Origin of the sequence: Adlercreutzia muris, assembly GCF_041223505.1 — a bacterium.
Classification (GTDB): domain Bacteria; phylum Actinomycetota; class Coriobacteriia; order Coriobacteriales; family Eggerthellaceae; genus Adlercreutzia; species Adlercreutzia muris.
Window position 1 is genome coordinate 13383 of the sequence record NZ_JBCLQK010000011.1, and the last position, 24968, is coordinate 38350.

Genomic DNA, 24968 nt, shown 5'->3' on the forward strand with positions numbered 1-24968 from the left:
CAAGGGCCCGCAGCTTATGAGAGGTAGCAGCCATGTTTGAGAGAGACGAAGCGAACCCGCCTGCGTCCGGCGATCCGTCCGGCGCCCCGTCCGACTATCTGGCCCGGGCCGTGGCCGCCTGCGAGGCGGGCGACGCTCGGCTGGGCCTGCACCTGTACCTGGCCGCCTTCGAGCAGGCCTCGGAGGCGAGCGAGGTACCCTCGGAGGATGCCATCATGGGTCTCAAGCAGGCCTGGCGCGTGGCCTGCGCCACCAAGGAGCGCTCTTTGGCCGAGTATATCTTCGGGCGGCTCGAGCCCTATCTGTCCCATGACGAGGTAGCGGCCTGCACGTCCCAGCTCCAGGGTCTGGCCTTCGACCGCCTGGAGGAATTCGGCATCTCCCGCGACGACCTCGAGGAGATGTCCGAGGCTATCTCCCAGGATGTCATGGGCCTCATGGCCGCCCCGCCGCTCATCATCGGCGGCCCGGCGGCTCCGGCGGTGGCCCTGGCCGCCCCGCCTTCCTCGGAGCGGGACGTCCTCGAGCAGCCCGCGCCGCCTACCGGTGCGCCCGAGGGCGGCGCCGAGCCCCAGTCGGTGGACATCTACACCTACGATACCGTGCCCGGCTACGGGGTCGTAGTGGAGCGCATGCGCTCCCTCGGCATCGGTCTGGCCGGCGACGCCTCCTTCGGCGAGTTCGTCGCCATGCTGAACGCCCGCCACGGTTTCGACGCCATGCCCATGGTGGACACCCTGCTGTTCTGCTCGCCGGCCCGGGAGGATGCGAGCCGCTTCATGATGGCCACCGTGGGCGAGCTGGGCCTGCCCGCCGTGCGCATGCGCATGGAGGAGAGCTTCCAGGGAGTGCCCATGCTCTGCGTGAGCGCCCAGGCCGCCGATGCCGACAAGCTGGCCGGGCTGCGCCGGGGCTTCGAGGGCGGCGGCGTGCTTGTGCTGGAGGATCTGGACCTGTGGGGCTCGCCTTTGTCCGAGGCCGCCGACGACATGGCCGGGCTTCTCATGGCCGCCATGTCCCGGGGAGCCCGCGAGGCGGTGAACCTCATCCGCCAGGCCGTGGAGAACCCCGACGTCTACGTGCTGGCCTCCGCCTCCTCTGCCGAGGCGGTGGATCCGTTCTTCCTCGACATGCTCTATCCCATCTCCTGCATCGATATCGACTATCCCACCCCGGCCGAGCGCGACGATATCTGGATGGATCTGGCCCGCAGCCACCCCTCCCTGCGGGCCCTCAACCGCGACGAGCTGGTGCGCCTGTCGGCGAACCTGCCGCGCTACGATATCTACATGGCCGTGCGCGAGGCGCTGGAGGAGGCCTACAAGCAGGGTCTGGTGGAGCGCCGCTACCAGCCGGTCACCCGCGACAACCTCTTCGACAAGCTGGCCGCCTATCAGCCGCTGGACTCAGCGGAGTACGCCGAGCTAGAGAACGCCGTCATCTCGGACTTCGCCGCCGGCCTGGGCGAGCTGGAGGATCTGCTGTAACCGGCGGGAGGGAAGGGCGCGCAGTGGGGAAGATCGTAGAGCCGGCCTGGCCCGCGGGGGTCGAGCCGGTGGAGGCCTTCGCGGAGCGGATGCTCGCCCGCGGCGACGAGCTGTACCGTGCGCTGCCCTGGCGCCATATCGATGACCCCTACGCCGTGCTCGTGTCCGAGATCATGCTCCAGCAGACCCAGGTGGCTCGCGTGGGCCGCTTCTGGGAGCGGTTCCTCGCGGCGTTTCCCACGGTGGACGCCCTGGCCGCCGCAGCCGTGCCCGATGTGCTGGAGCTGTGGCAGGGGCTCGGCTACAACCGCCGCGCCCTGGCCCTGAAGCGCACAGCGGACCAGTGCGCCGCAGAAGGGGAGGGGCGGCTGCCCGACACCTATGAGGGGCTGCTGGCCCTGCCCGGCATCGGGCCGGCTACGGCCGCCGGGGTCATGGCCTTCGCCCATCAGGTGCCCGGGGTGTACGTGGAGACCAACGTGCGGGCCGTCTTCCTCCACGAGCTGTTCCCCGACCGTGACGGAGTGTCCGACCAGGAGTTGGCACCGACCGTGGCCGCCGCGGCCTTCTGCGGGCCGGCTGCCGCCGATCCGCGCCGCTGGTACTACGGGCTGCTCGACTACGGGGCGCACCTCAAGGCCACGGGCGTGAATCCGACGCGCCGCTCCGCTTCCTACAGCCGCCAGTCCGCTTTCGAGGGATCGCGCCGCCAGAAGCGGGCCTGGATCGTGCGCCGGGTGCTGGCCGCCCCCGAGGGCAGCGAGGCCCCATGCGTGCTCGCCGAGCTCTCCGCCGCCGAGGCGGGCGCCGGGCGCCCGGCCGTGGATGAGGCGCTGTTCGCCTCTATCGTGGACGATCTGGTGGCCGAGGGCTTCTTCCGCCGCGAGGGCGCCCTCCTTATTCCCTGAAGGAGCTGCTGTGGGTATCATCGAACTGATTCTGACCGGCGTGGGGCTGTCCATGGACGCCTTCGCTGTGGCCGTGTGCAAAGGCCTTGGCATGCGGCGCATCCAGTGGGGCCAGGCCGTGGTCATCGCCCTGTTCTTCGGGGGTTTCCAGGCCCTCATGCCCCTTGTCGGATGGGCCGTGGGCAGCATGTTCTCCTCTTACATCACGGCGGTGGACCACTGGATCGCCTTCGGGCTTCTGGCTCTCATCGGTGCCAAGATGCTCTGGGACGCCTTCCACGAAGAGGGCTCTGACGCCCGCACCTGCAACCGCCAGTGCGCTACCTGCGCACGGCGCGGCACGGCGGCCTGCTCCGATGCTTTGGTGCCCCTGGACTTCCGGGAGCTCACCATGCTGGCCGTGGCCACCTCCATCGATGCTCTGGCCGTGGGCATCACCTTCGCCTTCCTCGGGGTGAACATCGCCCTTGCCGTCGTCCTCATCGGCGTCACCACCTTCGCTCTGTCCCTCGCCGGCGTCGTCATCGGCAACCAGTTCGGCTCCCGCTTCGAGAAGCCGGCCGCCATCGCCGGCGGCATCGTCCTCATCCTGATCGGCTGCAAGATCCTCTGCGAGCACCTCGCCGGCTAAGCCGCGCCGTCGAAGGACCCTCGTCCCGCTCCGCTACCGGGCCGCCCCCCTCGCGCCCCGCCGCGTCGCCGGGAGGGGGCGTCGCCGGCCCATGCCGCCGCCTGAGGGGGGGGCTGTGGCCGCCCATCGCCGAAAAGGCCCGCATCCCGGCCGCCGCCGCCCGAGGGGAGCCCCGTGCGGGGCGCAGCGGCGGCGAAAGCGTTTATCATGAACGGCGATCTATTGGCATCCTGACAGACAAGGCTCGACCATGCTCTTCGACGACTCCATCGCCTTCCTCGGCCCGGCCGGCACCTACAGCAACGAGGCGGCCCTGCGCTTCGCCGCCCGCCTCGGCATCGCCGAGCCGCATCTGGTGGAGTGCACCTCCTTCGACGAGGTGTTCGACTGCGTGGACGGCGGCGTCACCCGCTTCGGCGTCGTGGGCAAGGAGAACTCGCTCGAGGGCCCGGTCACGGCCACCCTGGACAACTTCGCCTTCCGCACCGACGCGGTCATCTTGGCCGAGGAGGTCATCAATGTGAGCCACTGTCTGGTGGCGCATCCCGAGGCCGATCTGGACGCCATCGTGCGCGTGGCCTCGCACCCCCAGGGCATCGCCCAGTGCCGCCGCTTCCTGGCCACCGAGCTGCCCGGCCGGACCACCCTGGCCGTGTCCTCCACGGCCGAGAGCGCCCGTCTGGCCGCGGCCGACCCCACCTGTGCCGGCATTTCCAACGCCTTGGCCGCCGAGATCCACGGGGCCCGAGTGCTGCGCCGCGCCATCCAGGACAACCCGGAGAACCAGACCGCCTTCGCCCTGGTGGGCCGCCTCGCCGACGCCGAGCTGCTGACCGGCGAGCGGTATAAGACCTCCCTGGCCCTCTTCCTGCGGGCCGACAAGCCCGGCGCCCTCCAGATGATCCTCTCGGAGTTCACCTACGCCGGCATCAACCTCACCATGCTGCAATCGCGCCCCACCAAGCGCCAGCTGGGCGATTACATGTTCTTCGTGGAACTGGCCGGCTCCATCCACGACATCGACGCGCAGACGGCCCTCGAGTGCCTGCGCCTGAAGCTGCGCGACGTGAAGGTGCTCGGCAGCTATCCCATCGAGTAGGGCGACTCCCCCATTTTCTTGTTCACCGCCGCCGTTCCGGACCCCGGGTTGCATAAGGAGCCAGCTCTCGTTGTCAGCAGCGGTCGGAAAAATCTGCGAGCGGCGTGGGCTTTCACCTGCCTTGTTACCCGCGTGATACTGCGTAACATTTTCCAACCGTTGGTAGAATGTTTCGCAGCCATCGGTGCTTCGCGGAGTGAATAGGTCGCCAATAAGGATAATCTTAAGCCCGCATGTAAGCGAGACGAGAACACCTATAAGGAGGTGTACGCATGGAAAATCAGGCAACGATGTCAGAGTTCGACAGCATCCTTGCCTCGCGTGGCGTGTCCCGCCGCAGCTTCATGAAGCTGTGCGCCGGCATCGCCGCCGCCGCGGGCCTGTCCCCGCTGGCGGTCCCGCGCGTGGCGAGTGCGCTCGAGGAGTCTGTTATCGGCGCAACGTCCGGTGACCTCTACCCGGTCATCTGGATCGAGGGCGCGTCCTGCACGGGCTGCACGGAGTCCTTCGCCCAGGTGGAGACTCCCGACGTGGCTTCCGTGGTGCTCGACTTGATCTCCCTGAACTACTCGGAGACCCTGTCGGCCGCTGCCGGTCACTCCGTGGAGGAGGCCAAGGCCCAGACCATCAAGGCGGGCAACTACATCCTCATCTACGAGGGTGCCGTGCTGGAGGCCTTCGACGGCAACGCCCTGCGCGTGGCCGGCGAGGTCGGAACGGCCGCCCTGGTGGAGGCCGCCGAGAGCGCCAATGCCGTCGTGGCTGTGGGCTCCTGCGCCGTCAACGGCGGCTGGATGGCCGCGGCCCCCAACCCGGCCCAGGCCCTCGGCGTCCAGCAGTACCTGGAGAAGGTCGGCGTGGCCACTCCGGTCGTGAACGTGCCCGGCTGCCCGGTGAACCCCGAGTGGGTCATGTCGGTGCTGGTGGACGTCGTGGTCATGAAGGACATGGACCTGCTGCTGAACCGCCTGAACGACTTCAACATGCCGGGCGACCTGTTCGACCAGACCATCCACGACAACTGCGAGCGTCGCGGCCACTTCGAGAACGGCGAGTTCGTCTACGAGTTCGGTTCCGAGGAAGAGGCCCTGGGCTACTGCCTGTATCCCGTGGGCTGCAAGGGCCCCCAGACCCGCGCTCTGTGCGGCGTCACCCTGTGGAACAACCGCCGCAGCTGGTGCGTCCAGGCCGGAGCCCCCTGCGTGGGCTGCTGCGAGTCCAACCCGCACAACCCCGGCGACAACTGGGTCGAGGTGAACACCCCCTTCTACAAGCGCATGCGCGACCTGCGTATCGGCCCGCTGAACCTGCAGCCGACCACCATCGCCGTGACCGTCACGGGTCTGGTGGCGGCCGCCCTCGTGGTGCACGGCTTCGGCATGAAGGCCTCCGGCCGCATGGACGGCGGCGCGCCCTTCGAGAAGATCCGCAAGTGGGACGCCAAGCATCCCGACCAGGAGATCGGCACCTACGCCGATCCGGTCACCGGCGGCCCGGTCCTCGACGAGGAGCTCGTCCACAAGAACGCCGATCCCCGCAACAACGACTAGAGAAGGAGGTGAGCTGACTTGACACGTTCCGTTATCGATCCCATTACCCGTATCGAGGGCCATCTCCGCGTCGAGATGGAAGTGGAGAACGGCAAGGTTGCCGACGCCTGGGTTTCCGGCGGCTGCTTCCGCGGCATGGAGCTCGTCGTGCAGAACCGCACCCCCGAGGATGCCGCCCAGATCGTCGAGCGCATCTGCGGCGTGTGCCCCGTGTCCCACGCCCATGCGTCGTCCATCGCCGGCGACAAGGCCTACGGCATCACGATCTCGAACAACGCCCGCATCATCCGCAACCTGCTGGAGGGCGCGCAGTTCCTCCACAGCCATATCCTGTGGCTGTACAACCTGGCGGCTCTCGACTACGTCAACCCGCTGAACGCCCTTGAGGCCAACGTGGACGACGCCTACGGGCTCGCCCTGGAGAAGGGCCTGGCCCTGCACTCCGACCTGAACCAGCTCTACGATAAGCTGGGCACCTTCGCCCAGAACGGGCAGCTGTCCATCTTCTCGGGCAACTGGTTCGAGGCTGACGGCGGCAAGGCCTACGTGGACGCCCCCGAGGCCAACCTGATCCTGACTTCCCATTACCTGGAGGCCCTGAAGATGCAGGCCCGCGCCTCCGAGATGGCGGCCCTGCTCGGCGGCAAGATGCCCCACGTGATGACCTCCATCCCCGGCGGCAACATGTGGGTGCCCACCGAGTCCAAGCTCGACGACCTTCTGGCCATGGCCATCGAGGTGCGCGACTGGGTGAACGACACCGTACTGCCCGACACCCTCGTGCTGGCCGAGCTGTACCCCGAGGCCATGACCTTCGGCAAGGGCTGCGGCCGCTACATCGCCTGGGGCGTGTTCGAGGGCCAGGGGTGGCCCTACGGCGACGACTACATCGAGCAGATGAAGAACCGCTACCTGCCCATGGGCGTGCTGGACGAGAAGTTCGGCGTCACCGACGTGCAGGAGAACCTCATCCAGGAGTACATGGGTCATTCCTGGTACCAGGGCGACGACACCTACACCTCGCCCTACTTCACCACCGACCCGGACTACACCGACTACAATGTGGACGACCGCTACACTTGGGTGAAGTGCCCCACCTACGACGGCAAGCCGATGGAGGCGGGCTCCATGTCCCGCATCTTCGCGGCCTACGTGCGCGGCGTGCCCTTCATCAAGGAGAACGTGGATGCGGTTCTGGGCCTGCTGGGCGCGAAGCCGGGCGATCTGTCCGCCTTCCAGAACACGCTGGGCCGTACCGCTATCCGCCAGATCGAGACCATGTACGTGGCCGACCTCATGGTGGAGTGGGTCACCGAGCTGGCCGAGGCCATCAAGGGCGGCGACTCCGAGTACTTCCGCGCTCCCGAGCGCACCACCGGCGAGGGCTCCGGCTTCTGGGAGGCCCCGCGCGGCGCGCTGTACCACTCCGAGAAGGTGGTGGACGGCAAGATCGAGGGCTACCAGATCATCATCCCGTCCACGTGGAACCTGGCGCCCATCAACGCCAAGGGCGAGCACGGCCCGCTGGAGCAGGCGCTCATCGGAGTGCCCGTGGCCGACATCGAGATGCCCATCAACGCCCTGCGCACGGTCCACTCCTTCGACCCCTGCACCGCCTGCGCCGTGCACGTCACCGACCGCGCCACTGGCAAGCACTTCGAGACCGTCACCAGCCCTTGGGGGGTGAAGTAAGATGGCCCATCTCGCACACTACCGTGAGGCCCATCCGCTCGTGTTCGTCATCACCCACTGGATCAACCTGGTGGCCATGGTGATGCTGATCCTGACCGGCTTCCTCATCCACTTCCCATTCCTGCCCTTCCTCATGGGCATCGCCCGCGGCTGCCACCTGTTCTTCGGCTTCGTGCTGTTCTTCAACTGCATTGCCCGCGTGATCATGGCCTTCTTCGTGAAGACCTCGCCCACGGGCGGCACGCGCCAGCAGGTGACCGACTACAAGACCTGGCTGCCCCAGAAGGACAACCGCCATCAGGCCCTCGAGTGGATCAAGTACTACCTGTTCCTGAAGAAGGACCATCCGCTCGGCGCCAAGCTCGGCGTGCCGCAGAAGATCAGCTACCTGCTGATCCCGGTGCTCATCATCGTGATGTTCTGGACCGGCCTGTGCCTGTGGGGCGTGACCATGAACGTGCCCGTGTTCGCCGCGACGACGAACCTCGTGGGCGGTCTCATGTCCATGCGCATCATCCACTACTTCATGATGTACGTGTTCATCATCTTCATGTTCATCCACATCTACCTGGCGAACGTGGAGGGCTTCGAGCCCACCAAGCTCATGTTCATCCACAAGGAGCACGGTGGTCTGGTGTACGACCCCGACCTGCACAACATCGTGGGCGAGGACCACGACGTGCACTAGGGCGCACGACCGCAAGCACGCTTGGAAGGGCGATCTCTTCGGAGGTCGCCCTTTCCTTTTGCGGCTCGCCTCGGTCGGAGACGGCGGGTATTCCGATTCGCTCGGCAGTCCTCGCTTTGGAGAATAGTCCGCTGGACCGTTCTCGTCGCTGCGGAACTCGCTCGGTCGGAACACCCGCCGTCTCCTCTATGCTCTTTCGCGGTTGACTGTTGGTGCCAATCCGTCAACAAGGGTGAGCGTCCCCGTCAGGGTTGCGCTATGATGGGCGATACTGTTTTCGCCCCTCCTCGTCTTGCGGAAAGGAACGTCTTCCGTGCGCAACGTGTTGAAGATCCTGCGACGCGACTTGCTGCGCCTCGTTCGCACCCCGGCGGCCCTCGTGGTGGTCGTGGCCCTGCTCGTCCTGCCCTCGGTGTACACCTGGTACAACGTCATCGGCTTCTGGAACCCCTACGACAACACCGGCAACCTCACGGTCTGCGTGGTGAACCAGGATGCGGGGGGCTCTTCCGATCTGACGGGCGAGATGAACGTGGGCGACAAGATCGTCGATCAGCTGCACGAAAACACGCAGCTGAAATGGGAGTTCACCGACTATGACAGCGCCATGGACCAGGTGCGCTCGGGCGAGGCCTACGCTGCCTTCGTCATCCCCGAGCAGTTCACCGCCGATCTGCTCACCCTGACCACGGGCGACTTCACCCAGCCGAAGCTGGAGTACTACGTGAACGAGAAGGCAGGTCCCGTCTCGCCCAAGATCACCGACACCGGCGCCACCACCTTGGACGAGACGGTGAACTCCACCTTCGTGTCCACGGTGACCGACGTGGCGGTGGGTGCCATCGATGAGGCTGTCGACGATTCCCGCGCCTCGGCCGACGAGACCCGCTCGCGGGCGGCCGAGAAGCTGTCGGCGGCCATCGGCGCGGTGGGGGATGCGCGCAGCACCCTCGCGAAGATCGGCGAGACCGCCAAGGGCGCCCAGGAGAAGGCCGACACGGCCCGCGAGGCCCTCGGGCGCGCGGGCGAGGGGATTGATGCGGCCGGCGGGACCCTCGCCGAGCTCAAGGAGACCTCCGCGGGCCTGCGGCAGACCTTGGCCGACTTTTCGGCCTTCGCCGCCCCGGCTTTCGGCGAGAGCCTCACAGCCGCCACGGACGCCTCAGCGCGCGCCCGTAGCGCCGCAGCGGTCCTCGAGGGCGCGGTGGGCCAGGCCTCCGGCGGCGTGCAGGCGGCCATCGCCCAGGGCAACGTGGCCGTGGGGGAGAGCCGCGAGCTGGCCCGGGCCGTGCGCTCGGCGGCCGAGGCGCTGCCCGAGGGGGCCGAGCGCGACGCGCTCGCGGCTTTGGCCGACACCCTCGACGAGCGCAGCGACGCGGCGGCCGACACCCTCTCCTCGCTGTCGGGCCTCGCCCAGCGCACCGAGGACACCTCGGGCGCCGTCGGCGACGCGGCCACCGCCCTCGACGACGCTGTGAGCGGGGCCACCGGCTCCATGGGCTCCTACGCCACGGGCCTGTTCGGCACCACGCTGCCGGCGGTTGACGACGCCTTAGAGGCGCTCTCCTCCACCGCGGCCGCCCTGGATGCGTCCCTCGGCGACCAGCGGCTGCTCGTGGAGCAGACCGGCCTTGTGATCGACCAGCTGGACGCCACCATGGACACGGCGCGCTCAACCGTCGAGCAGACCGACCAGCTCTTCGAGGGGATAGAGTCGGAGCTGGGCCTGGTGTACAACGACGTGCAGGCCTTCGGCGCCTCAGATGCCCTTGCGCGCCTGTTCGGCACCGACGGCCTTAATGCCGAGAAGATCGCCGGCTTCATGGCCTCGCCCACCGAGGTGGTCACCGAGTCGCTCTACCCGCTGAACGCCTACGGCAGCGCCATGGCTCCGCTGTTCATGAACCTCACCTTCTGGATCGGCGCCTTCATGCTGCTCGTCATCATGCGCCAGGAGGACGACGGCGAGGGCATCGAGAACCTCACGCTCGGCCAGCGCTACTGGGGCCGTTTCCTCCTGCTCGCCGCCATGGCGGCGCTCCAGGCGGTCATCTGCTGCGCCGGCGTGCTCGCCATCGGGGTGCAGGCGGCCAGCGCCCCGGCGCTCTTCGCGGCGGCGGTGTGCGCGTCGCTCTCGTATTTGGCCATCATCTACTCCTTCTCGGTCACCCTCCAGCATATCGGGAAGGGCATCTGCATCGTGCTCGTCTTCGCCCAAATTCCCGGGGCCACGGGCCTCTATCCCATCGAGATGACCTCCGGTTTCTTCCAGGCCATCTACCCGGCCTTCCCCTTCACCTACGGCATTGGGGCCATGCGCGAGGCCATCTGCGGCTTCTACGGCGCCCAGTACGCCGCCGACCTGGCCGTGCTCGCCCTGTTCTTCGTGGCCTTCACGGCCTTGGGGCTGCTCCTGCGGCCGCTCATGGCGAACGTGAACCGCATGGTGGCGCGCCAGGTGCGCGAGGGCGGCCTGTTCAACGGCGAGGACGTCGATATTCCCGTGCGCCCCTACCGCATCTCCCAGATCCTGCGGGCGCTCGCCGACAAGGACGCCTACGGGCGCGCCCTCAAGGAGCGCTACGCCCGCTTCTCGCGCTGGTACCCGCGGCTCATGAGGGGGGCCATCGTCGCCGGCATCGCGGTGCCCGTGGCCCTGGCCGTGGTGTTCGCGCTCACGCCGGCCGAGAAGGTGTGGCTGCTCACCGGCTGGCTTCTGTGGATGATCCTTTTGTTCGTGGCCCTCGTCGTCGTGGAGAGCCTTCGCTTCAGCTTCGAGCGCCAGATGAGGCTCGAGTCCATGTCGGACGCGAGCCTGCTCGACCTGTACGACGCCTCGGTCACGGTGGCGAGCGCCGCCGATCTCGACGCCGGCGCGGGTACCCCGACCTGCGGGCGGGATGCGGCCGCAGCGCCCCCGAAGCCCGCCGCCGATACGGACGGGGCCGGCGAGCGGCCGGCGCCGGAAGGGGATGCGGACGCGAAGGGGGGTGAGGGCCGTGGATAACATCCTGCGCCTGGCCCGGGCCGACTTCAAGCGGCTCTCGGCCAACGTCATGTCCATCATCATCGCCGTGGGGCTCGTCATCGTGCCCTCGCTGTTCGCCTGGTACAACATCATCGCCTGCTGGAACGTCTTCGAGAACACGGGCAACCTCACCGTGGCCGTGGCCAACACCGACGAGGGCTACCAGAGCGACCTGGTGCCCATCCGCGTGAACGTGGGCGACCAGGTCGTGAGCGCGCTGCGGGCCAACGACCAGATCGACTGGGTGTTCACCGACGAGGAGGACGCCGTCGACGGGGCGCGCTCGGGCCGCTACTATGCCGCCGTGGTCATTCCGAAGGGATTCAGCCGCGACATGCTCACCTTCTACACCGCCGACGCGCAGCACGCCGACATCGTGTACTACACCAACGAGAAGAAGAGCGCCATCGCCCCCAAGATTACCGACAAGGGAGCCGATTCGGTGTCCTACCAGATAAACTCCGTGTTCGCCGAGACGCTTTCGGAGGTGTCGCTATCGCTGGCCGAGGCGGTGTCGTCGTTTGCCGACTCGGAGGATTGGGACGGCCGCATTGCGGAAGTGGCCGATCACGTGCGCGATATGGCCGGGGCCGTGGACGATACCGCCTCGGTGCTCGCCTTGTACAGCTCGCTTGCCCAAGCCTGCCAGAGCCTGGCCGACGACTCGGCCGCCCTCGCCCAGAAGGCCGCTTCCACCGTGGACGGCACGCTGGACGCGGCCACCTCCCAGGCCGGCGCGGTGCCGGCGACGGTGGACGCCCTCAAGGGCTCGGCCGCCCAGCTCTCCGATGCCCTCGAGCAGAGCGCCGCCGGCTTCGACGATGTGGAGGGGAAGGTGGACGCCCTGTTCGCCACCGCCTCCGAGGACGTGGGCGCTGCCGCCGCCGACCTGCGCGAGCATGCCGAGACTCTCGATGCCCAGGCATCTCTCTACCGCCAGGCCGCCGACGCGCTTGCGGGCCTGGCCGGGCGCGTTCCCGAGGCGCTGCGCCCGAACCTGGAGGCCTTCGCGTCGCGGGTGGGGGCCGTGGCCGATATGTCCGCCTCCATGGCCGAGAGCCTGCGGGGCGCCGCGGACAAGCTGGAGTCGGGGGATGCGAATATCGCCGAGGAGCGCGACCAGGCGAGGGCCGACGCGGCGGCGGCCCGCGAGCAGATCCGGTCCATGCGCGACGACTACGCGGCCAACGTGGCCCCGGGTCTTGAGGCGCTGGCCGCCGACGCGGGAGAGGCCGCCGAGCGCATGGGGGCCATCGTGGACGATCTGCGCGGCACGGGCGGCGAGCTGGCCGGGGCCGCAGGCTCGGCCTCCGAGGCCATGGGCTCCACCTCCGAGAAGATCACCGAGGTGGCCGCCAAGCTCTCCGCAGCCGCCGAGGATCTGCGCACCATGGCCGCCGGCATCGACGAGGCCCTCGCCTCGGGCGATCGGGAGGCCCTGCGCGCCGTGCTCGGATCGGATGTGGACGTGCTCTCCCGGGCCCTCGCCATGCCCGTGGGCCTCGAGCGCATCGCGGTGTTTCCCGTAGAGAACTTCGGCAGCGCCATGGCGCCGCTCTACACCACCCTGGCCCTGTTCATCGGCTCGCTGCTCATCCTCGTGGTGGTACGCCCGAAGGTGTCGTCGGCCGAGGCGCGCGCGGCGGGTCTTAAGGACGCGAAGCCCCGCCAGCTCTTCTTGGGGCGCTTCGCCGTCATGGGCGGCATCTCACTGGCCCAGACCACCGTTATGGGCCTGGGCAACTGGCTGTTCCTCGGGGTGCAGGTGGCCGAGCCTGTCCTGCTCATGATCTGCTTCTGGGGCGCCGGCCTCGTGTTCACCTTCCTCATCTACGCGCTCGTGGCCGCCTTCGCCAACCTGGGGAAGGCCATCGCCGTGCTGCTGCTCATCGTGCAGGTGACCGGCTGTGGCGGCTCCTTCCCGCTCCAGCTTCTGCCCGGCTTCATCCAGGCCATCAGCCCGTGGCTGCCCGCCACCCACGTGGTGAACGCCATGCGCGCGGCCATGATGGGCCCCTACGGCAACGATTTCTGGGTGCAGATGGGCGAGCTGACCCTCTTTCTCGTTCCCGCCGCCCTTCTGGGCCTCGTTCTGCGCAAGCCACTGGAAAAGTTCATGGAGTGGTACGTGGAACAGGTAGAATCATCCAAGTTAGTTGGATGAGAAGGAGAAGCCCATGGCGCTAACCGACGAGCAGATCGCCGAGGAAGAGAAGTTCTTGCGGGGGTTGCCCCGGGTGAATGTGGGGGCGCTGTTTTTGGCGCCGGTGTGGGGGCCGGCCCACGGCATCTGGGCGGCGTTCCTGTTCTTCGTGGCCTGGCTGTTCGTGGACAACGTCATCTACGCCGCCGTGACCGAGCCGACAGCGCTGTCGGTGGTGCTGGCCGTGGTCATGACCGCGGCGCTGGTGGGCGCCACCGTGGTGTTCGCCATCGTGTCGCAGCCCTTGGCGGCCCATCGGGCCGAGAACCTGGGGGAGAGCCGCGAGCACTACCTGCGCCGCCAGCGGGTGTGGGCCGTGGTCTCCGTGGTGGCGGCCGTTATCGTGGTGGCCCTGGCCACCTGGTACAACCTGGAGTTCCGCCCCCTTGTGGACGCGGCCGCGGAAGCTACCGCCCAGGCTGGCGGTGCCGCATGAGTGCGCCAGACGGCGAGCGCGGGGCCCGGCCGGTGGCTAACGCTCCCGAAGGGGTTGCCGACGTGACGGCCTGTCCCGCGCGGAAAGCCTGCGCCGCCCCCGATCCCTCGCGCACGGCGGCGGTGTTCTTCGTGGGCAACCGCCTCATGTTGGACGACGGGGTGGGGCCGGCGGCCTACGACGAGATCGTGGCCGCCTACGATATTCCCGACAACGTGACCCTGCTCGATGTGGGCTGCATGGCCCTGGACATGCTGTCCTATGTGGATCGCTGCGACCTCATCCTCACCGTGGATGCCGTGGACGGCACGGGCGATGCGCCCGGCACCGTCTACCGCTTCGAGCCCGAGGCCATGGCGCGCCATTCCGGCCCCGAGGCGTCGCTGCACGACCTGAAGCTCGTGGATCTCTTCGATGCCGCCAGCCTGATGGGCTACGAGGCCGAGGGCTATTGCTTGGGCATGCAGGTGGGAAATCCCTCGCCCGAGCAGTTCTGTGTGGGGCTCACGCCGGAATGCGCGGCAGCTCTGCCCCTTCTCGTGGAAACCGTCGTCGCCGAGCTTTCCCGCCGCGGGTTCCCGCTTACCCGCAAGGACTAGCCCCACTGGCCGCGGGTGGGGCACAGGTCGCCCACGATGCAGTCGGCGCAGCGGGGGTTGCGGGCGCGGCAGAACTCGCGGCCGAAGTGTACCCACTGGTGGTTGATGAACAGCCACTGGGGGCGCGGGTAAACCTTCAGTAGGATGTCCTCCACCTTCTGGGGCGTGTCGGCCGAGGGCCCGGCCAGCTTCAGACGATGGGCGATACGGTAGACGTGGGTGTCAACGGCGATGCCCTGGGGGTCCTTGAACGCCTCGCACATCACACAGTTCGCCGTCTTGCGGCCCACGCCCGGCAGCTTCTGCAGCACGTCCACGTCGGCGGGAATCTCGCCGCCGAAGTCGGCCATGACGGTTTGGGCCAGGGCCACGAGGTTCTTCGCCTTGCTGCGGAAGAACCCGAGCGAGCGGATGATCTCGGCGATGGCGGCCGGGTCGGCGGCAGCCATGGCGGCCGGGGTGGGGAAGGCAGCGAACAGCGCCGGCGTGGTCTTGTTCACGGCCGCATCGGTGCACTGGGCCGACAGCACTACGGCCACCGTGAGCTCGAAGGGGGTGGTGTAGTCCAGCGAAGCCTTGCCCGGCCCGTAGTGGGCGAACATGCGCTCCTCGACGGCCGCCGCCCGCTCACGCTTGCTCGCCAGAGATTCCCGTGCCATGATCGCTCCTTGTCGCCGCTTACCGCATCGTTACCGTTGGGGATTCCCCGCGGATTCCCGTTTCCGTTATGAAGTACACTGTAGCAAACCGCGGCCGCCTTGTTGGGCGGCTTTTCGGGTTTCCACGAACGACCGCCCCTGCGGCCCCGCGCCTTTCCTGCGACGGAGCCGCGGCTGACGAAAAGAGATTGCCGTGCTCATCGATGCGCTTGCCTTCACCTTGGAGAAATCGGGCTGCCTGGAGGCATTCTGGGGAAAGCTGGACGACGGCACCGATGCCACGCTGGGCGTGGCCGCTTCGGCCCGCCCCTTCCTCGTGGCGGCCCGCTTCGCCCACGGGCCCCAGGCCACGCTCGTGGTGGTGGCCGGGGAAGACGCCGCTGTGGCCTTCGCCCGCCAGGTGGCGGCCTTTCTGGGGGAGGAGCGCGTGCTGCGCTTCCCCGAGCGGGCTGACGTGCCCTTTGCGCCCAAGAAGCCCGACGCCCGCGTGATCGCGCAGCGGATGGAGGCGGCCTGGGCGCTGCAGTCGGCGCGGCCGGTCGTGGTGGTGGCGAGCGCCCGGGCCCTCCTGCGCCTCATGGCGCCGCCCTCTGCCATGGCCGCGCGCCCTTTGGCCCTTGCCGCCGGCGTCGAGCTTTCGGACATGGGCATTCCCGGTGTGGAGGAGCTGGACGATCTGCCCCGCGCCCTCGCGGCGGCCGGCTATGCCGACACCGGCGAGTTGGACGGCCCGGGCACCTTCGCCCACCGCGGCGGCACATTGGACGTGTTCCCCGGCAATTTGGACTTCCCGGTGCGGCTCGACTTCTTCGGCGACGAGTTGGACGAGATCCGCCGCATCGTGCCGGCCACGGGCCAGACTATCGCCTCGCTGCCGAGTGTGGAGGTGTACCCGGTCTCGGAGTTTCCCACGTCCCCGCGCGCCTTGGCCGACGCCCGGCGCGCCCTGGAGAAGCCGGCGCTCACCAACCCGGCCCTGCGCGACGTGCTGGAGAAGATGGAGGGCGGCCTCGTGTTCGAGGGCGCCGACGTGATTCTGCCCTACCTGTACAAGAACCCGGTGACGCTGGGGGCCTACGCGGGCGCGGGCACGCTCACTACGCTCGTCGAACCGCGGTCGCTCTTCGACGACGCGGCTCACGGCGCCGACGACTTGGCCGAGCGCGCCCGGGGCACGAACATCGCGCTTGCGGGCCTGTACGCGAGCCCGGCCGCCATGGACTTCGGCGGGGCCGTGCGCGCCACCTACGTGTCCATCATGCGCGTGGGCGGCGAGCTGGACGACGAGCTGCCGGTGAAGCGCGTGGACGTGGCCGGCGTGCCCGACAAGATATTCGGGAAGCTGAAGAGCCTGACCGAGGATCGCTACACCGTGGTGTTCTCCGCGCCGAACTACCGCGCGCGCGAGACCATGCGCCACGCCATGGTGGATCACGGCATCCCCATCCAGATTTTGAAGCCGGAGAATCTCGACGATGGTAATAGTGCGGCGGCGGTCGGGCGGAGCGTCCCGCGCGCAGATTCCGCAGACTCGGAAAAAGAGGGGTACAATTCTGACCCCTCTTTTTCCGAAAGCGAGGACTGCCCGAGCACGGGATGCTCCGCCCGACCGCCGCTTGACGGGCCCCAAAGTGCCGACGCCGACACCCCCGCCCAGGCCAAGCGCCGCCTGCGCCGGGGCGTGGTGAATATCGTGGACAACGACATCCCCCTCGGCATGATCATCCCCAAGGCGCACCTCGCGCTTGTGAGCGCCGCGGACACCCAGGGCTCGCGGGCCGCCAGCCGCGCGGCGCGGGTGTCGGTGGATGTCACCGAGGTCACCTTCCCCTTCAAGCCGGGCGACTACGTGGTGCACGCCGCCCACGGCATCGCGTTTTTCCGCGATCTGGTGCGCCGCGAGGTGGACGGCACCGAGCGCGACTACCTGCAGCTGGAATACGCCGAGGGCGACAAGCTGTTCGTGCCCACAGAGCAGCTGGACCGCGTAACCCGCTACGTGGGGCCCGAGGGGGCGAGCCCGCGGCTCACGCGCCTGAACACGAGCGACTGGTCACGGGCACTTGCGAAGGCTCGCAAGGCCACCAAGAAGCTCGCCTTCGACCTGGTGGACGTGTACGCCCGCCGCGCCGCCACCCAGGGCTTCCGCTTCAGTCCCGACACCCCCTGGCAGCGCGAGATGGAGGAGGCCTTCCCCTACCAGGAGACGCGCGACCAGCTGGCCGCCATCGCCGACGTGAAGGCCGACATGGAATCGGCCCGGCCCATGGACCGGCTCATCTGCGGGGACGTGGGCTTCGGCAAGACCGAGGTGGCCCTGCGCGCCGCCTTCAAGGCCACTCAGGACGGCAAGCAGGTGATGGTGCTGTGCCCCACCACCATTCTGGCCCAGCAGCACTACACCTCCTTCAAGGACCGCTTTACTCCCTTCGGCGTCACCGTGGAGGTGCTCTCGCGCTTCCGCACGAACGAGCAGCAAGCCCGGGCGCTCGAGGGCTTCGCGTCAGGCGAGGTGCAGGTGCTCGTGGGCACCCACCGGCTGCTCTCCCGTGACGTGAACCCCCACGACCTGGGCCTGGTGATCATCGACGAGGAGCAGCGCTTCGGCGTGCAGCACAAAGAGCAGCTGAAGAACCTGCGCGAGTCCATCGACGTTCTTACGCTGTCGGCCACGCCCATTCCCCGCACCATGCAGATGTCGCTGTCGGGGGTGCGCGACATGTCGCTCATCCTCACGCCGCCCGACGAGCGGCGAGCGGTGGAGGTGCACGTGGGGGAGTGGGACCCCGACGTGGTGAGCGCCGCCATCCGCTACGAGCTGGCCCGGGGCGGCCAGGTGTACTACGTGAGCAACCGGGTGCGCTCCATCGACGAGGCGGTGGACCGCGTGCACGCCGCCGCCGGCGAGGCGCGGGTGGGTGTGGCCCACGGGCAGATGACCCGTGAGGAGCTGGAGCGCGTGATGGAGGAGTTCGCGGCCGGCGAGCTGGACGTGCTCGTGGCCACCACCATCATCGAGAGCGGTATCGACAACCCGCACACCAACACGCTCATCATCGAGGACGCCCAGCGCCTCGGCCTCGCCCAGATGTACCAGCTGAAGGGCCGCGTGGGCCGCTCGTCGGTGCAGGCCTTCGCCTACTTCATGTTCCCCGAGAACGTGCCTCTGACCGAGGAGGCCGCCGCGCGTCTGACGGCCTTGAGTGAGCACCAGGATCTGGGCAGCGGCATGCGCATCGCCATGCGCGACCTGGAGATCCGCGGCGCCGGCTCCATGCTGGGGGCCGAGCAGTCGGGCAACATGTCGGCAGTGGGCTTCGACCTGTTCGCCCAGATGCTCTCCCAGGCTGTGAACGACACGCGGGAGCGCGGCGAGGCCTCAGGCGAGCTGCCCCCGGCGCTATCGGACATCACGGTGAACATCCCCGGCCACGCCTACCTGCCCGAGGAGTACATCCCCGACGCCGACGCGCGGGTGCTGTGGTACCGCAAGCTGGCCGCGGCGGCCACGGTGGATGCGGTAGCGGCCCTGCGGGAGGAGATGCTCGCGAAGGCCCCCGAGATGCCCCCGGCCGCGGTGAACCTGTTCGAGCGGGCGCGGCTGAAGGCCTTCGCCAACGAGCACGGCATCAAGCTGATCTCGGTGGTGGCCGGTCGCTTGGTGGTGGAGCCCATCGACATTCCCGCCGACAAGATGAAGGGCCTGCGCCGCGCCGCGGCCCGCTACAATCCCGACAAGCGCAAGCTCGCCCTGCCCCTGCGCTACTTCGGCCTGGAGGAGCAGGACAACCTCATGGGTCCCATCGCGGGCTTTCTGGCGGACGTGACCGGCGACGGGAGCGCCGAGGAGCCGCTGGACGGGCGGGCCGCCGAGAGGGCGGGCGGGGGCGCGGCGGAGGGGGCTGAGAACGGGGCCGAGAGGGTTGCGGCTCCGGCCGCGGCCCCATCGGCCGGCGCGTCCCGTGGGGGCGGGCTTCAGCCCGCCCGCGCGAGCCGGGCTGACGGGCGGTCCGGAGGCCGCCCCAGCGAAAACCGCACTGCGCCGTCGGGACGCGGTACGGGTAGCAAGCTGACGGCGCGCGGAGAGCGTCGCGCCGCGACCCGAGCTCGGGGCGAGGCGGCCCGCGACCGCTTGGCGGCCAAGCGGGCGGCTCGGGCGAAGAAGCGGGACGAGTAGCGGAGGCGGCCGCCCTTGCGGGCGCGCCGCCGCTGGGCGAGACGGGGCGGTTTGCCGTCACCGGGCGCGCTGGGCTGCATGGCCCTGACGCGGCTCGCGGGGCGTTCGGCAGACCATGAGAGGTGAAGAGCGAGAGAGGAAGACGCGCATGACTGCAACGAGCCATTTCTGGCGGGGCGTGGCCTGTGCGCTGGGCGGGGCCACGCTGTGGGGCTTCTCGGGCGCCTGCATCCAGTTTCTGGGGGAGAACTACGCCATCACCTCGTCGTTCATCTCCTTCGTGCGGGCGGCCGTGGCGGCAGTGCTGTTCATCGCCGTGGTGCTGGCCACCCGCCGCGAGGCCCTGCTCTCGCTGCTCGGCGCCCGGGCGGCCCGCGGGCCGCTGCTGCTGTTCGGCGTGGGGCTCTACCTCAGCCAGATCACCTACGCCATTTCCATCGAGTACACCAACGCCGGCACGGCCACGGTGCTCCAGGCCACCTGCACGGTGTTCGTCATGCTGTTCACCTGCCTGAAGCTGCGCCGCGCGCCGCGCGTGCCCGATCTCATCGGTCTGGTGTGCGCCCTGGCTGCGGCGACCCTCATCGCCACCCAGGGCGATTGGGGCGTCATCGTGCTGCCGATGGCGGGTTTGGCCTGGGGCATTGTCAACGCTCTGTCCGAGACGCTCTACATCATGGCGCCGCAGCGCCTGTATGGCCGATGGGATCGCGTCACCATTATCAGCTGCGGTATGGTGATCAGCGGCATCGCGGCTGTCCTTGTGTGGGTGGCCCAGGCTGTGGGCAGTGGTGCGGGCCTGTCCTCTCTCGTTCCGGCCTTGGATGCCGTCGGCTGGCTCGCCCTTATCGGGGGCGTGGGACTGCTTGGCACCTTCGCCGCCTTCGGCCTGTTTCTCTACGGCGTGTCCCTCGTCGGCTCCGTGAAGGGGAGCCTCCTCGGCGTGGCCGAGCCGGCCGGTGCCATGGTCATCGCCGCCCTGTGGCTCGGCACGGCGTTCTCGGGGGCCGACTGGGCGGGCCTTATCCTCATGGCCGCCATGATCGCGCTTGTGTCCCTCTCGGGTGCGAAGGGGGAGCGGGCTTCGGGAGCGGCTGCTCCGCCGGCGTCGTAGGGGGGGCGCTTCTCGGGTCGCACCCTTCAGTGTCGGTGTCGTCGCGGGGTCTGGCCCGGTATGGGACGTGGCCTCAGCGGGCCTCTGGTGGGCGGCCAAGGTCAAGCCCGCCAGCGTCGTGGTCTTGGCCGAAACGGGACCGCCTCGCAGCTGAGCCGTCGCGGATCGAGCCGGCCGCCGGCGCTCGCGCAGGCGGCCGGGGTGGAGCGCCTCTACGCTCCGTTGAGCACTTTTGCAATAAGTGGACAAAAACGCGTCGAGTGAGCTGGAGGATAGGTCCAGATTGTCCCAAAAGGGCGTTTTGAGGGCCTTTGGGAGGCTGTGGCGGCGGTTTGGAGCTCATTTTGGTTGGCTGCTCCGGCTATTCGTGCATAAAATAGCGGCGGCCGAGCGCACTCGACGCCTTTTTGTCCAAGAAAACGGAAAGTGCTGCACTTCAAGCTTTGCCGGGACGTCTAGGGGCGGGCGCCACGCTTGTTGCCGCCTGCCCCGGCAAACCGGCGGATGGACGCCGCCCGCTCGTGCCGCCGTCACAGATCCAGCTGGAGCAGCCGGGCGTGCAGAAGACGCTTCCTCTTCTCGTAGTCCCGAATGCGTATCCTCTGCCGCTTGCCCATGAGGCGCGAGAGGGTGTGCCCTACGCGATCCATTTCCGTAATCTTCTTGAGTTGGTCGTTCGTCACGACCACCACGTGATAGCCGGCCGCTTGGAGCAGGGTGCGGCGTTTCGCATCGCGCTCGATCTTCTCGGAACCCGAATGGTGCATGCTGCTGTCGTATTCGACGGCGACACGCGTGCCCTCCCACGATAGATCGGTTCGCCTCACGTCGGCTCCCCATGCATTGCCTGTGACTGCGGAAACGTCTATGGGCCGGTTAAGCCCCCTCGAGCCTGCGTCGGTCGGACGGGCGCCCGACAACGATGGAGAGCGGCTCCTCACAACCGCCGAGCAGGGCGCGGGCATGGGCTACCGACGTCTCGCTGGGCGGGTTGAGTCGCAGATCGAGGGGTCGGCGGTTCGAGGCCCAGGATCGATGGCGGTATCGAAGTTGCCGCAGCCCTTGGAGGCCGGTCGGACCGCTGACGAGGAGTTCCATGGGAGGCTGCCTTTCGTTGTCGGGGCGGTGCAGCTTAGCAAATGTAATTCTCCTGACTGTCGCTTCAGAACCGTCCGCGCGCCGTCATAAGCTTTTGAACTGGTGATGCACGGAGGCGTCCGAGGGGGTGATCGCGAAAAATCCACAGGAGGGATGGCGGGGGCACAACGCGGGCATCGCTCGCAAAGCGGTGCGGGCACCGCGGGCCTGTTGGCGGGGGCACGACGCGGGCATCGTTCGCGAAAACAGTGCCGTCGCAATGAAGGCGGGCGATATGGATGGCCGCTATCATGGTTACACTCGGGTTTATCGGGGAGCGTTCGAATGGTGTAGAAGGAACCCGCCCATGAAGAAGCTGCCGCCGCTTGAGAAAGTGTGCGAGGCCTACAGCGTACGGGCCGACGAGGCCCTGGCGGCCCTGGCCGATGCGTCCATCATGTGGGCCGCTTGCCCGAGCCTGTGCGGAAATTGGGGTAGGGAGGGCCGCGGGCGGTCGCCGTGCTATACTGGTCGGCGATTGCATCGAGGCCGTATACGACTGAATTCCGAGGAGTTCCATGACCATCACCGACAAGCCCGTGCGCGTTCGCTTCGCACCGTCTCCCACCGGCAAGCTGCACATCGGCGGCGCCCGCACCGCCATCTACAATTGGGCCTTCGCCCGTGCCACCGGCGGCACCTTCATCCTGCGCATCGAGGACACCGACCCGGAGCGCTCCACCGAGGAGAACACCCAGATCATCCTGCGGGCCATGGACTGGCTCGGCCTGACGTGGGACGAGGGCCCCGAGGTGGGCGGCCCGTGCGGACCTTACTTCCAGACCCAGCGCACCGACACCTACGAGGCGGCGCTCGCCAAGCTCATCGAGGCTGGGGCCGCCTACCCCTGCTTCTGCTCGAAGGAGGCGCTCGACGCCAAGCGGGCCGAGGCCGAGAAGACCGAGGGCGGCTACGGCGGCTACGACCGCACCTGCCGCGCCATCCCGCGCGAGGAGGCCGCCTCGCGCATCGCCGCCGGCGAGCCCCACGTGTGGCGCCTCGCCGTGCCCGAGAACCACGGGCCCGTGCAGTTCGCCGACGCCGTCTACGGGGACATGAGCTTTCCCGCCGACGTCATGGACGACATGATCCTGCGCCGCACCGACGGCACCTTCACCTACAACTTCGCCGTGGTCTGCGACGATGTGAACATGGGCATCACCCATGTCATCCGCGGCGACGACCACCTGTCCAACACCCCGCGCCAGGTGCTCATCTACGAGGCTTTGGGCGCCGAGGTGCCGCTGTTCGCGCACCTCTCCATGATCCTGGGGGCCGACGGCAAGAAGCTGTCCAAGCGCCATGGGGCCACCAACGTGGAGGAGTACCGCGACCGGGGCTACCTGCCCGAGGCGCTTGTGAACTTCCTCGCCCTGCTCGGCTGGTCGCTTGACGGCGAGACCACCATCATCCCGCCGGCGGAGCTGTGCCGCACGTTCTCGCTCGACCGCATCACCAAGAAGCACTCCATCTTCGACGAGAAGAAGCTCGACTGGATGGACGGCGTCTACATCCGCGAGATGGGCGCCGCCGCCTGGCGCGAGGCCGCTAAGCCGTGGCTCGCCCAGGCCAACCTGGACGGGTCGAACGTGGCCGACGGCATCACCGAGGTGCCCACGCCCACCAAGGAGGAGGCGGCCGCGGCCGCGGCGACGACCCGCGTGCCCGGTGCGGGCGTAGACGCCGAAACCTGGCAGGCCTGCCTGGCCGACGTGGACGACGATGCCGAGTTCTACGAGGCCATGTACCCGCTCGTGGCCGAGCGCCTGGCGCGCCTGGACGAGATTCCCGCCAAGCTGGCCTTCCTGTTCTGGGGCGACTCGGTGGTGCTCGACGAGAAGAGCGTGCAGAAGGTGCTGCTGAAGGAGGGGGCCCGCGCCGACGAGGCCCTGGCCATCTGCCGCGCTATCCTGGCCGACGACGACAACCCCTGGGACGCCGAAGCCTTGGAGGAACTCTGCCGCGCCGCCGGCGAGGAGGCGGGGCTCAAGCCGAAGCTTCTGTTTCAGCCCTTGCGCGTGGCCATCTGCGGCAACATGGTGTCGCCGCCTCTGTTCGAGGCCATGATGCTCATGGATCCCGCCGACGTGGTGGCCCGCATCGACGCGGTGGTCGCCCACGTCTTCAAGTAGAAAGGCCTTCCCATGGACGAGAAGAACCCCGAGATTTCCCCGACGCCCGCGCCCGAGTCCGCCGGTCCCAGTGCCGCGATGCCCGAGATGGCTCCAGTGACCGCGCCCGAACAAACCCCGGCGGCCGAGGCTGAGGCCGTGGCGGCACCCGAGCCCGCCCTCGCGGCCCCGGCTCCCGCGCAGTCGACGGCGCCCGACGTGTCGAACCCCTTCGCCGTCCACCGCCCCGCCGCGCCGGCACCGGTGCCTGAGCCGACTGCGCCCTATGCGGTGGGCGCGGCAGCCCAGCCCGCTGCCCAGCCCTATGCGCAGCCCTACGGCCAGACCGCTCCGACTTCCGCCGCTGCCGCCTCGGCATCCGGTTACAGCGCCTACGAGCAGGCCTACGGGGCTGCCGCTGGGCAGCCGTCCCATGGCGCGGCAGCTCCGCAGCCCTATGGCGCCGCGCCCCAGCAGCCCTACGGGGCCGTGCCGCCGACGCCGCCGGTTCCCCCGGCGCCGGTGTACGGCTACGAGCCGCCGGCTTCGGGCGGCCAGAAGCGCCGCTGGCCCTGGTTCCTCTTGGGACTTGCCACGGGCCTCGTCATCGGCCTGGGCGGCTGCGTGAGCTGCGTGGGGCTCACCGTGGCCGGATATGAGGGCGTGAACGACTACGTCTACGACGATTACAGCTACGACTACGACGACCCTTACCACAGCTGGCCGCCGGAGGGCGACTACTACACGCCCGAGGACAGCAAGCCCGACGGCACCACCACCATGGCCCTCAGCTACGAGGAGGTGACCAGCCTCCTGGAGACCGAGGGCTTCGAGGCCGGCGCCCCTGCGGCCGACGGCACCTGCCCTAAGGGCTACTACACCGTAGGTCCCGAGGGCGCCATTCCGGCCGGGCTCTACACCCTGGAGGGCGGCGACCTTCTGAGCCATTACTACGTCTTCGACGGCGATAGCGCCACGGGCAAGGGCAGCGCCTACGATCTCGATGACAGCGTGCAGTATCTGGGCAACTATTTCGTCGAGCTCGACGAGGGCGACCTCATCGCCTTCGAGCCCGGCGTGGAAGGGGCCGTCATGAAGCCGGCGCCGTCCACCTCCGTTAACCCGACGTCGCCCTATGGCAATGGCTGCTACCGCGTGGGCGTCGATATTCCCGCAGGCACCTACACCATCACGGCGGCCCCTGTGGACGACCCCGAAGTCACCGACGAGTGCGCCGCCTACGTCATGGACGACCTCGACTTCGATGACGACTCCATCGTGGATACCCAGTACGTCATTCCCGGCGGCAAGCAGACCGTCACCGTGGTCGACGGCCAGTACCTAGAGCTCTTCGCCGCCACGGCCACGCCGGCCCTGGAGAACTAGGCCGGTTCCCCATACGTACGATCATCGAAGCGCTCCCGCCCCGGCCGGAGCGCTTCTCGCGAG

At 68.4% G+C, this 24968-nt stretch carries 17 protein-coding genes; 15 read left to right on the top strand and 2 right to left on the bottom strand.

The window, feature by feature from the left end; all coding sequences use genetic code 11:
• The first annotated feature begins 32 nt into the window (after positions 1-32).
• From AAK988_RS09760 to AAK988_RS09810, 11 genes are all read left to right on the top strand, one after another.
• The gene (locus AAK988_RS09760) at positions 33-1487 is read left to right on the top strand and encodes a ribonucleotide reductase subunit alpha (protein WP_369880675.1); all 1455 of its coding nucleotides are present in this window, start codon (positions 33-35) and stop codon (positions 1485-1487) included.
• A 23-nt stretch (positions 1488-1510) separates the two neighbouring features.
• Positions 1511-2395: an HhH-GPD family protein gene (locus tag AAK988_RS09765; protein WP_369880676.1), complete on the top strand. Its 885-nt coding sequence runs from the start codon at positions 1511-1513 to the stop codon at positions 2393-2395.
• 10 nt (positions 2396-2405) lie between these two features.
• Positions 2406-3026, top strand: a complete 621-nt coding sequence (locus AAK988_RS09770; protein ID WP_135969990.1) for a manganese efflux pump MntP — start codon at positions 2406-2408, stop codon at positions 3024-3026.
• A 250-nt stretch (positions 3027-3276) separates the two neighbouring features.
• Complete coding sequence (gene pheA, locus AAK988_RS09775) at positions 3277-4125, top strand: prephenate dehydratase (RefSeq protein ID WP_369880677.1); 849 nt, start codon at positions 3277-3279, stop codon at positions 4123-4125.
• Between the two features lie 272 nt (positions 4126-4397).
• Positions 4398-5675, top strand: a complete 1278-nt coding sequence (locus AAK988_RS09780; protein WP_369880678.1) for a hydrogenase small subunit — start codon at positions 4398-4400, stop codon at positions 5673-5675.
• Positions 5676-5693: 18 nt separating this feature from the next.
• The gene (locus AAK988_RS09785; protein ID WP_369873721.1) at positions 5694-7367 is read left to right on the top strand and encodes a nickel-dependent hydrogenase large subunit; all 1674 of its coding nucleotides are present in this window, start codon (positions 5694-5696) and stop codon (positions 7365-7367) included.
• A gap of 1 nt (position 7368) precedes the next feature.
• Positions 7369-8055 carry a cytochrome b/b6 domain-containing protein gene (locus AAK988_RS09790; RefSeq protein ID WP_135969986.1) on the top strand — a complete coding sequence of 229 codons (687 nt, stop codon included), beginning with the start codon at positions 7369-7371 and terminating at the stop codon, positions 8053-8055.
• A gap of 313 nt (positions 8056-8368) precedes the next feature.
• Positions 8369-11062 (top strand): YhgE/Pip domain-containing protein, encoded by a 2694-nt coding sequence (locus tag AAK988_RS09795; RefSeq protein ID WP_369880679.1) that lies wholly within the window; start codon positions 8369-8371, stop codon positions 11060-11062.
• Positions 11055-13247: a YhgE/Pip domain-containing protein gene (locus tag AAK988_RS09800; protein WP_369873719.1), complete on the top strand. Its 2193-nt coding sequence runs from the start codon at positions 11055-11057 to the stop codon at positions 13245-13247. The genes AAK988_RS09795 and AAK988_RS09800 overlap by 8 nt, the downstream gene beginning before the upstream one ends.
• A gap of 13 nt (positions 13248-13260) precedes the next feature.
• Positions 13261-13722 (top strand): viscotoxin-A3, encoded by a 462-nt coding sequence (locus tag AAK988_RS09805; RefSeq protein WP_369873718.1) that lies wholly within the window; start codon positions 13261-13263, stop codon positions 13720-13722.
• 62 nt (positions 13723-13784) lie between these two features.
• Complete coding sequence (locus tag AAK988_RS09810; protein ID WP_369873717.1) at positions 13785-14321, top strand: hydrogenase maturation protease; 537 nt, start codon at positions 13785-13787, stop codon at positions 14319-14321.
• Here AAK988_RS09810 and nth read toward each other — a convergent pair.
• On the bottom strand, positions 14318-14980 hold the full coding sequence (nth, locus tag AAK988_RS09815) for an endonuclease III (protein WP_369880680.1): 663 nt from the start codon (positions 14978-14980) through the stop codon (positions 14318-14320). The genes AAK988_RS09810 and nth overlap by 4 nt on opposite strands.
• Positions 14981-15173: 193 nt before the next feature.
• Here nth and mfd point away from each other — a divergent pair, with 193 nt between their 5' ends.
• Both mfd and AAK988_RS09825 read left to right on the top strand, forming a co-directional pair.
• The gene (mfd, locus tag AAK988_RS09820) at positions 15174-19157 is read left to right on the top strand and encodes a transcription-repair coupling factor (protein WP_369880681.1); all 3984 of its coding nucleotides are present in this window, start codon (positions 15174-15176) and stop codon (positions 19155-19157) included.
• A 148-nt stretch (positions 19158-19305) separates the two neighbouring features.
• Positions 19306-20271, top strand: coding sequence for an EamA family transporter (locus AAK988_RS09825; protein ID WP_369880682.1), 966 nt, complete (start codon positions 19306-19308; stop codon positions 20269-20271).
• Between the two features lie 530 nt (positions 20272-20801).
• On the opposite strand, the gene AAK988_RS09830 is transcribed toward AAK988_RS09825, so the two are convergent.
• Positions 20802-21098, bottom strand: a complete 297-nt coding sequence (locus AAK988_RS09830) for a DUF559 domain-containing protein (protein ID WP_369873713.1) — start codon at positions 21096-21098, stop codon at positions 20802-20804.
• Between the two features lie 828 nt (positions 21099-21926).
• On the opposite strand from AAK988_RS09830, the gene gltX reads away from it, so the two are divergent.
• Both gltX and AAK988_RS09840 read left to right on the top strand, forming a co-directional pair.
• On the top strand, positions 21927-23540 hold the full coding sequence (gltX, locus tag AAK988_RS09835; RefSeq protein WP_369873712.1) for a glutamate--tRNA ligase: 1614 nt from the start codon (positions 21927-21929) through the stop codon (positions 23538-23540).
• A gap of 12 nt (positions 23541-23552) precedes the next feature.
• The gene (locus AAK988_RS09840) at positions 23553-24905 is read left to right on the top strand and encodes an Rv1352/Rv1906c domain-containing protein (protein ID WP_369873711.1); all 1353 of its coding nucleotides are present in this window, start codon (positions 23553-23555) and stop codon (positions 24903-24905) included.
• The last annotated feature ends 63 nt before the right edge of the window (positions 24906-24968 follow it).